This window comes from Pseudoalteromonas sp. NBT06-2 (assembly GCF_002276045.1).
Classification (GTDB): Bacteria; Pseudomonadota; Gammaproteobacteria; order Enterobacterales; family Alteromonadaceae; genus Pseudoalteromonas.
Map to the genome: position 1 here is coordinate 1 of NZ_NQMR01000205.1, position 9,150 is coordinate 9,150.

General features: G+C 35.9%; 12 protein-coding genes and 2 pseudogenes. 8 read left to right on the forward strand and 6 right to left on the reverse strand.

Annotated elements, in window-relative coordinates:
• Both CJF42_RS23770 and CJF42_RS23775 read right to left on the reverse strand, forming a co-directional pair.
• A partial coding sequence (locus CJF42_RS23770; RefSeq protein ID WP_170940742.1) for a transposase zinc-binding domain-containing protein occupies nucleotides 1–281 on the reverse strand: 281 nt, incomplete at its 3' end.
• A complete protein-coding gene (locus tag CJF42_RS23775; protein ID WP_286203525.1) occupies nucleotides 278–688 on the reverse strand; it encodes a tyrosine-type recombinase/integrase in 411 nt (136 codons plus the stop codon). The genes CJF42_RS23775 and CJF42_RS23770, both read right to left, overlap by 4 nt.
• A 181-nt stretch (nucleotides 689–869) precedes the next feature.
• Here CJF42_RS23775 and CJF42_RS29420 point away from each other — a divergent pair, with 181 nt between their 5' ends.
• Together CJF42_RS29420 and CJF42_RS23785 are read left to right on the forward strand one after the other, a co-directional pair.
• On the forward strand, nucleotides 870–983 hold the full coding sequence (locus CJF42_RS29420) for an NAD(P)H-dependent oxidoreductase (protein ID WP_212668855.1): 114 nt from the start codon (nucleotides 870–872) through the stop codon (nucleotides 981–983).
• Between the two features lie 189 nt (nucleotides 984–1,172).
• On the forward strand, nucleotides 1,173–1,445 hold the full coding sequence (locus CJF42_RS23785; RefSeq protein ID WP_170940741.1) for a hypothetical protein: 273 nt from the start codon (nucleotides 1,173–1,175) through the stop codon (nucleotides 1,443–1,445).
• Nucleotides 1,446–1,797: 352 nt separating this feature from the next.
• On the opposite strand, the gene CJF42_RS23790 is transcribed toward CJF42_RS23785, so the two are convergent.
• Nucleotides 1,798–2,166 carry a hypothetical protein gene (locus CJF42_RS23790; protein WP_095369032.1) on the reverse strand — a complete coding sequence of 123 codons (369 nt, stop codon included), beginning with the start codon at nucleotides 2,164–2,166 and terminating at the stop codon, nucleotides 1,798–1,800.
• A 241-nt stretch (nucleotides 2,167–2,407) separates the two neighbouring features.
• On the opposite strand from CJF42_RS23790, the gene CJF42_RS23795 reads away from it, so the two are divergent.
• The 4 genes and pseudogenes from CJF42_RS23795 (at nucleotide 2,408) to CJF42_RS27805 (ending at nucleotide 5,041) form a co-directional block, all read left to right on the forward strand.
• Complete coding sequence (locus CJF42_RS23795) at nucleotides 2,408–3,988, forward strand: MmgE/PrpD family protein (protein ID WP_095369033.1); 1,581 nt, start codon at nucleotides 2,408–2,410, stop codon at nucleotides 3,986–3,988.
• Between the two features lie 199 nt (nucleotides 3,989–4,187).
• Complete coding sequence (locus CJF42_RS23800; RefSeq protein ID WP_502694813.1) at nucleotides 4,188–4,415, forward strand: transposase; 228 nt, start codon at nucleotides 4,188–4,190, stop codon at nucleotides 4,413–4,415.
• Nucleotides 4,416–4,486: 71 nt separating this feature from the next.
• A pseudogene (locus CJF42_RS29605) lies at nucleotides 4,487–4,747 on the forward strand (DUF4277 domain-containing protein); the annotation flags it as partial.
• 153 nt (nucleotides 4,748–4,900) lie between these two features.
• Nucleotides 4,901–5,041 (forward strand): hypothetical protein, encoded by a 141-nt coding sequence (locus CJF42_RS27805; RefSeq protein ID WP_170940743.1) that lies wholly within the window; start codon nucleotides 4,901–4,903, stop codon nucleotides 5,039–5,041.
• A 716-nt stretch (nucleotides 5,042–5,757) separates the two neighbouring features.
• Here CJF42_RS27805 and CJF42_RS23810 read toward each other — a convergent pair.
• From CJF42_RS23810 to CJF42_RS23820, 3 genes are all read right to left on the reverse strand, one after another.
• A complete protein-coding gene (locus CJF42_RS23810) occupies nucleotides 5,758–6,462 on the reverse strand; it encodes a substrate-binding periplasmic protein (RefSeq protein ID WP_095369035.1) in 705 nt (234 codons plus the stop codon).
• A 152-nt stretch (nucleotides 6,463–6,614) separates the two neighbouring features.
• Nucleotides 6,615–7,034: a disulfide bond formation protein B gene (locus CJF42_RS23815; protein WP_095369036.1), complete on the reverse strand. Its 420-nt coding sequence runs from the start codon at nucleotides 7,032–7,034 to the stop codon at nucleotides 6,615–6,617.
• 163 nt (nucleotides 7,035–7,197) lie between these two features.
• A complete protein-coding gene (locus CJF42_RS23820; protein ID WP_095369037.1) occupies nucleotides 7,198–7,713 on the reverse strand; it encodes a hypothetical protein in 516 nt (171 codons plus the stop codon).
• A gap of 225 nt (nucleotides 7,714–7,938) precedes the next feature.
• On the opposite strand from CJF42_RS23820, the pseudogene CJF42_RS29610 reads away from it, so the two are divergent.
• Together CJF42_RS29610 and CJF42_RS23830 are read left to right on the forward strand one after the other, a co-directional pair.
• A pseudogene (locus CJF42_RS29610) lies at nucleotides 7,939–8,062 on the forward strand (transposase); the annotation flags it as partial.
• A 95-nt stretch (nucleotides 8,063–8,157) separates the two neighbouring features.
• Complete coding sequence (locus tag CJF42_RS23830) at nucleotides 8,158–9,021, forward strand: DMT family transporter (RefSeq protein WP_252097728.1); 864 nt, start codon at nucleotides 8,158–8,160, stop codon at nucleotides 9,019–9,021.
• The last annotated feature ends 129 nt before the right edge of the window (nucleotides 9,022–9,150 follow it).

Below are 9,150 nucleotides of genomic sequence, written 5' to 3' on the forward strand. Positions count from 1 at the left end.
TTTTTAGGGTACTGTGACGGTAAATTCATTTGCTGTTGTCGTTGTAACCATTGCATGGTTGTTTGGTGTTGGCATTGTGGGCAGTGTTGATGTCCGCATGAGAGCGGGTGTTGCGCTTGATGGTGACAGTGAGCGCAGCACCAACTCATTTTACGTTGCTCAGCTGTTTTACAACTGAGCAATGCGTTAATGGCGTGTCGCGTATTATGGTTAAGCTGATTATCATAATGATGCAGAAATTCGTTTTGATGTTGACGTAATAATGCAATAAAATAACTCATAAATCCTCCCAGATACGCATGACATTGTCAGTTAATTGATTAATAAGACGTTTAGTATCATGTTGTTTTATTTGGGTTAACTGAGTATACCGTGCGGTAGTATTAAGACTGCTATGACCAAGTAGCAACTGTAATGAACGTAAATCTAAACCTTGCTCTAATAGATGTGTAGCAAAGCAATGCCTGAGTGAATGCTGGCTAATATTTTTGGCGATTGTGCAGTGTTTTAAGACGGCTTTCATTACTTTTTGTATTCCTCCTTTATCCATAGGCGTGTCAGAGCCTTGCCCTTTTCCAGGAAAAACTAGCTTGTTATGACGATGCGTTTTCCAATATATGCGTAATTCATCAAGTGTTTTATCAGGCAAAGGAATAAACCTATCTTTACCGCCTTTACCATCACGAATATGAACTTACATGGTTTGATTATCAATATCAGCAACAGTAAGATTTAAAGAAAAAGGGTTATAAAGTAACAGTCAAAAACCTTTATGAAGAAGGTTTCGATCCTTTATTGAACAAATCTGAAAGATCGAGTTATTACACAAGTCAGTTTGATGAGGATCAACTAAGTTCTATATAGAGCAGTTGAAAGAAGTCGAATCTTTGTTTTTAGTCTTTCCAACTTGGGGGTTTGGTTTTTCTGCCATTTTGAAAGGTTGGTTTGATCGTGTGTGGGCTCCCGGACATGCTTCAGACTAAGGCCCCATCAAGCAGTGCTTAAATAACTTAAAAGAAATGAAAGTTATAACAACACTTGGTTCACCTTGGTGGGTCGATACTTTTATTTTGAGAAAACCAGTAAAAAAACTTTAAAAAGTGCTTTGTTGGGAGCATGTGCAACCAATTGTAAATTTAAGATGTTGTCCTTATATAAAAGTGAAAAGCTCAATGCCGAAAAGATTGAAAGCTTTGTTAGTAAAATTGAATCAAAATTTTAATAGTAATGTGCATATAACAAATATTAAATCAAATAAAAAACCTGATTTTAAAGTATTACAACAACCTAAATCTTTATTAATGTTTGGCTGCTCAATTGATAAAAACACCATACCTTTTACACTTGTTGACTATTTAGAATTAGCTGATTTTAGTAGTCGTTTAATCGTACCAAATAAACGCGGTACAGTAGCAAAAATACACCCAAAAATATTAACAGTTTGAAATATTTAAGCTGACTGATGACTTAATACCACTCAATACTTCATACGACAATATGCAAATTTTTTAGGTTTAAATCATCACTAATGAAATGTACTCATAGTCATAACCACAGTTGCTATAAGGGTTCTACATAACGACTTATATCGGTTAAGTCTTTTATTAAAGTCTCAGATATGTGACTTTATCTGTTGTGCAAGTAATTTTAGCTACCTAAAAGCGCAGGTATGTATATGAAGCTCTAAAAATCCAATCTTATAATTATGTCTTATTTTTTTGTTGGAGATAATTTAGCATGATAAATAGATTAAAAAGCTAGAAGCTGCAAAGATTTTGTAACCATTCTTATCACTAGCTACTCAAGTATTGTTAGACTGCCTTGGCTATGCTTGACACAGGCTATCGCTATTTTGCGTTCTACTTTGTCGATCTGTCGTAAACAATGTGCCCGATAAAGCTCGTCACGCTCAACATTTTTCGTTTCTTTTTTTAAGCGTTGTCGTAACCAAAATAGCACGTCAAGGGGACTCTCGTGCATTTGTTTATCCCTGCATACATCATGTACAGCCAGTGCCGCAGTTATGAAGCCTCCTAGTTGTTTTATCGTCGTGTTTTTAAAAGTTAACGGCAGACTTGCAACGGCTAATTTAGCCTGAGCATCTTTGTATTCTAGCTTGCTAGTATTGGATGTAGAGGTTGTTCGAATACTTTTTTTCACGTCCATACCTTGCTCCTTAAAGTGGGTAATGATCTATGTTCGAAAATATTTACACTTTTATAGTAATCTAATTGAGAGTAATTTGCATTAGCAATTGCACTTTGGCTTTACCTTATCTAATATGCTTACGTTAAAAATCCGAATGGCAGTTTACATGTTAATAATCGCGTAATGGCTGCCTATCTCGGCACTCAGGTCAGAACGGCCTCTAAATTCACAAATTTATGCAATAAAAGAGAGAAATTCTATGGCATCTACTATTCATAGTGTCCGATCCGAAAATAAAAGCGGCGATTTAGTTCGTGAAGAACAATTGGCTTGGAAACTTGCTGAATTGGCTACTCTGGCGAAGTCGCAACCGCTCGACACAGCTTCAGTCGAAATGGCGAAGAATCGTATCATTGATAACGCGGCAATTGCACTTGGTGCGGCTAACGAAGCTGCCGTTGTTGTAGCGCGTGGAGAAGGGCGTCTACTTGCTGGCGCCGGAAGTGCCACTATTTGGGGGCTTAAAGAAGGGTTTCACCCTTTGGCTGCCGCTTTTGCCAACGCTGTTGCAGTACGTTTTTTAGATAACGACGACACATATCTAGCAGCTGAATACTCCCACCCAGATGATAACATTTCGCCTATTATTGCCGTTGCTCAGCAACTTGGTGTTTCTGGTGAAGACTTACTTCGAGGCATTATAGTCGCTTATGAAGTGCACGTGGCTTTGGTGGGCACTGGCAACGGTACTGGTATCTGCTTGCACAAACACAAGGTCGACCATATGACTCACATTGCTGCAGGCACGGCCGCTGGAATTTCCTCTATGCTTGGGCTGTCTACAGAGCAAGCTTACCACGCCATTAATTTTGCAGTACACAATGCCATTTCTTCTCGCCAATCACGTAAAGGTGACATTGGCGCGCAGAAGGAGTTTGTACCTGGCTTTTCAGCTGAAATTGCTATTAAGGCTGTTCACCACGCGATGCATGGATTAAAAGGGCCTAACCCGGTTTATGAAGGTGTTGATAGTATTATTCGACGTTTTCTTGATGGTAGAGATGACCTTCATGCCAGTTACCAGATCGAGTTGATTAACGCTGCACAAGACCCGATGCGTAACATCCTGAAAACCTATCCTAAAGAACATGCCTTCGAATACCAAGGACAGGCGATTATTGACCTCGCCCTTCAAATGCGAGATAAATTACCGCGCGATGCTGCTGGCAATGTAGATATGGAACAAATTGAAAAAATTGTACTTGAAACTAGTCACCATACACATCACGTGATTGGTACGGATGCTAATGATCCACAGAAAATCGACCCAGATGCACCACGTGGCACTCTTGATCATAGTATTATGTTTGCCATTGCCCGCTGTATTCAAACTGGAGAGTTCCACAAAGACCGTACTTACCAAATGAATCAAGAGGAAAAGCAGGCATTGCGCAAGTTGATGACCAAAATTGAGACACAATTTGACCAGCGATGGGAAGATTTGTATCACGATCAGGATCCTAACGTTCAAGCCTACGGAGGCTGTATGATTATCACTACAGTGAGCGGTGAGAAGATCGTTGATAAGAAAACACGTGCTAATGCTCATCCAGGTGGCGATACACCATGGCAGCAACCACACTATATTGCCAAACTTGAGGACTATACATTAGGCTTGGTTAGTGATGAAGAGCGCAGTCGTTTTCTTGGACTGATCAGTGATTTGGAAACGTTATCTGGTGATCAGCTTACACAAGTTAACTTAATTGTTGAGCAAGGAAGTTTAGTTGAACCAGAAGTAAACGGTATTTTAGACCCACGCGAAATTAAATTAAATTAAACATTGATAAACCCCAGCTCTGCTGGGGTGACTCGCAAGGTTTCACAGTGACAACGGTAAATGTAATCTCTTTTCTCGACCAAAAGTAAAGAGGAAACAACTTATGCGAGATTATAAAAGTTTGACCCATACAAGGTGGGATTGTACATACCATATCGTTTTTATTCCGAAAAAACGGCAAAAGCTAATATACTGAACGATAAGAAAACATTTAGGTGAATCCTTTTATGAATTAGCAAAACGTAAAGGTGCGATTTCGATAGTAAAAGACTTTAAGGGTAAGCAACGATACTTCAGTGGTGAAAATTTTTGGGCTCAAGGGTATTTTGTTTCAATCGTAGGTTTGGATGACAATATGGTAATTGAGTATATTAGAAACCAAGAAAAAGTTGATGAGCAGCGAGATCAACTGAAATTAGGGGTTTAATACGCCTTGGGCGTTAACTTTACCTTTAGAGGGCGTAATCAAGTAAGGTCCGGCTTTGCCGACGGTAATTTAATTCACCGCTTGAGCATTTATTCAGAGAAGGGGTAAAAGCAAAGCATTTCAATCGTCACAAATTAGGCCGCACACTAGAACAATGTTTTGACTTTGGCTGTGAAAGCCTATTTTCATTGGTGTCACAACAAGCTTGTGAACTTGAATATGTTGATAAAAAATTCAATTCACTTGATACAACCAATCATTCTTTAACAGGCGAGTACGCTTCTGATGAAGACGGTTGCGACGAAAATATGATTAAAATCACACACGGGCATATACCCAAACCACTTCAAGATGCAGGATTCAGTTGGAATTAGAAATGCTTTAGGCTAGGCATTGATTGAAGAATATGGTTATTCCCTTTTCAAAATCAATAACGCTGCATAAAGTATTTATAAACCAACCTTACAGGGACTTCTGAGCAAATCATGCTCGTTGTTCCATCTTTTTTTAAGGGAGTAACCATTAATGCAAAGATGCGCCTAGATCATGAATTGCTCAGCAGTCCTGAACCTCACATCTTGAAGTGGCTTGGGTATAGTAAAGCTCACCGCCCAGATTTAAAGTAAGTTGTGCAAGGAATTATTGTCAGCCAAGATAGAGGCATTCCACTTGCGTGCAAAAATTGGGATGGTAATAGCGCTGATACCGCCATTTTTAAAGTGGGAAGTAAGGCACTTAAAGCAACGGATATAAAATTTATAAAAAATCTAATTGTTAATAAATAGTATTATGAAACAATCGATTTGACTACTATTTTTTATTCATCCCCCTAAAAATCTTATTTAGCCTCATTCAATTAAGAAAATATCTTCATTGATCCAGAAAGTATTCTAGAGCTTGTTATATGGTTCAGCAGTTTTTGATTCGCTTGTGCTCTTTTACGTTGTGCCTTAAGTACCATAGTACAAACATTGCAACTCAAAGATGTTATTTTATTAATTTTTTTAGTGCAACTTTTTTGATTACAAGTTTTTGCTTCCATTGGTTTATATAACCTTTTAATTATATTGGTATAAAGTCATTGTTAACGATATTTAGTGCGTACAGTTATTTAAATTATTAATGGTATTATTACCTGTTCAACGGTCAATATGGGTTAATAACCATTTATTTACTTCAGTTATTGTTTAAATAGGAAGATGGCTGTTTTAATTTTATATGCCAATATAAATAGTGAAAAGAGGGGGCTCGTTAATTATCAATTTACATATTAAATACAGCTTATTATACTTAGTTGATTGAGAGTCATAACAATTTAATTAAATAAGTATCTTTTAAAAACTTATTTGAAAACACCTTGCTCATAAGCGTTTGTTATTATTTTTACGAGCTCTTTATTGCTAAAATTAAGTTTATTAAGTTTGCTAAAACCAAAAAATGTTTTTTTGTTTCTGAGTTCTGACAGTGCTATAGGTGAAATATTTAGATCAACATTTTGAATTTCTTTTTTAAGAGCTTCTAATTTAACTTGGCTTATCATTATTAAATCAATTCGGTCTTTGAGTAATAGAGAAAAGCCAATACGTGAATTTTGTACAGAGATTTTATCTAATGAATCATCGTTATCGAAACGCGGAAAATATACTTCGCCTCGTGAAACACCAATGATCTTACCTTTGAAATCTTCGAATGAATTAATTGATATCCCTTTTTTTGAAATAATTTTAAGTGTATCAGCTGCTTTAAAAGGTGCATAAAATGCAAACTTACTTCTTTGGGCAGTTGGATTTAAGCCAGCTATAACATCAATATCACCTTTCTTTAACATGGCAACACATCTTGCAAAGTTTGGAGATTGAACAAACTTTAAATCTGTTTCTAGTACGTTACTGAGTGTTTTTAGGGCTGTAATATGAAGACCGTGTGGGTTTTTACCTAAATATTGGTATGGCGGGTGATCGTCAATGCAAGCCACTAATTCGTTACTTTTAGCTTGTGAAAACAACGCCCATAGTAAACTCAATAAAAGAAAAATAGCTTTATTCATAGCTGAATATCCAAAAATTATTTTGTTTAGATTAATAAGTTTATACGAAATATAGTCTTTTGTGATATTGGTTTTGGAACTTAATATCAACAGTATATTAACGGGGTAGTGCTAACCCCGTAATTTAGACAATGGTTTAATTAATAAGTAGTTTAGTGTTTAGATGCCTTTTTCGTAACTGAACTTGATAGTTTTAGTATTAGGCAAGTCATGCCTAGAATAGCAGCTAGTGCAAAACCTGATAATAAAAATGGATCGATCAAGATATTCTCATTAAATTGAAACTTGCCAGCAGAGATTTTTTTCCAACCCATAAAATGTTGATTTGAAGCTACAACAGCACCAAAAACACCTAGAATAATAGCTGCATACTTTACAAGCCAATGATAAGCAAAAGGTAATAGCAGTATTATACCTAATATGCCGATTACAGTACGCTGTACCCTACAATAAGGGCAAATATAAACGCTGCCAATTAATTCCATAGTCCATGCAAGAGCGCAAATTACAATTGCGAATACTCCAATCCATTGACGTTTTTCTGTAAATGTTTTTAATTCAAGAGCTTTCATAAAGTTTAGTTAATCCAATAAAATTTAATTGTTATAATATAACAAAAAGTAAAAGTCGCATAACTAATTCTTTTTAGTTATATGTAATTATTTCGAAATCTACAGTGATTATGTCTCATTTTGGACTCATCAAACTTATTACTAGACATACTTTTTTTATTTTTTATTTTTTATTTTTTAAATTTTTAAGTGCCTGAATAGAAAAGCCTCTGTCATAGAAATAAAGTATTTTACCAGTCTGCTCTATCAGTAAAATACGAGCGTTATTACCTTTTTCATTGCCAGTGAAGGCTTGCATTTTTTCTCCATCAGCATATAGGGTAATAACGCCTCCCCATAATTCTTTTGGTATACCATCTCTCATACCATTGTTGATCATAGTGCTAAACATTCTAGGGAACATGCCTTGAATAGCGGGCACTTCTATCGCTTTAATATCTGTTTTTGTCATATCGAGCGCAATTAACCAGCGATCGATATCAAATTGTGAGTCTTGCTTATAACCTACTAAGAGTAGAATAGGTGATGATTCAAACATGTATGGTAGTGAAACTTGTTGTTTTGTGAGTGTTTCACCTTTCATTTCAGGTAATGTCAAACCTGTGATGTTTTTATTAGGGAATGAATTATTACATCCTAATAAAGCTAAAGAGCAAAAGATCAATATTATAAATCGCATTTAAATACCTTTTATTTAAGTTATATATTTATAAAGATATGTACGTTTATGTTTTCATGAAAGATCAGTTAATAATGATCGTTCTGTAAAACTATTTTTCCACACCTAAAAATTAAATAAAAAACTTGACGTAGACCTCCATATTTTATTTATTATTTATCTTTAGGTGATAGAAAAATAATGACATCGTATTCAACAAAAAATATTGCTAATTACAGGCGATGACAATATAGAAAAAGATTAGGTGCAATAGAACCGGTATTTGGTAATATCACAGTCAATAAAGACATGAATAAATTTACTTTGAGGACAAGAGAAAGTGAATGCACAATGGCAAATGCATTGTTAAAATAATTAATATCAATATAATTTCACATTATTATATATTAATTTAAAACGAGTCATTCTACATGCTCGTTATATGCAACAAGAGGAAATTCATTAGTGTACGCTGTAACCTGGATGGTAGGGGCTCTTCTTTCATTTAGCCTTATGGCAGTATGTGCCCGTGAGTTAGCTGGAGAGGTTGCTACTTATCAAATATTATTTTTTCGGAGCGCTATAGGATTAATATTTGTATCGATAATCCTGATAACTTCAAAAAAGCATATAAATATTAAAACAAAAAGGCTTAGCCTACACACCCTTAGAAATATATTTCATTTTGCTGGCCAGTATGGTTGGTTTTTAGGTATTGCTATGCTGCCGCTCGCAGAAGTGTTTGCTTTGGAATTTACGGTTCCAATTTGGACGCTTATTATTGCTGCTACAGCATTAGGTGAAAAGGTTACTATACGTAAAATAGTATCGGTCTTATTGGGTAGTCTCGGCGTTGTCATTGTTCTTCAGCCAGGCATTTCCATCATTGATACTGCTTCGTTTATCGTTCTAGCCTCAGCTATTTTCTACGCTGTTTCACACACAGCCACCAAATCGCTAAGCGCGTCCGATTCGGCGATATCCATTCTTTTCTATATGTGCTTGATCCAATTGCCTATCGGCTTATTTTTTTCAATAACCGACTGGGTTTGGCCAATTGATATGCAGTGGCTTTGGCTGTTAGTTATAGGCTTAACAGCCCTTACCGCACATTATTGTATGGCAAAAGCCATGGAATATGCTGAGGTAACTACTGTGGTCACTCTTGATTTTCTTAGATTGCCTTTGGTTGCGTTAATTGGAGTTTTACTCTACTCAGAAAAACCAGAATTTGCTCTACTCATAGGTGGTTTACTTATGTTAGTTGGCAATATAGTAAGCCTTAAACAGCCAGCAGATAACACATATGAGTCGGATCACAGTAAATAGATAATACGTTTTTATTTGACTGCGTCAGCAGTCAATTTTATATCAATTAAAAAAATCATTTATTTCGTCGGTCATGTCGCTTAAAGTCACTTACAACAGCAAACACATATATACCCATGATACTTCAAA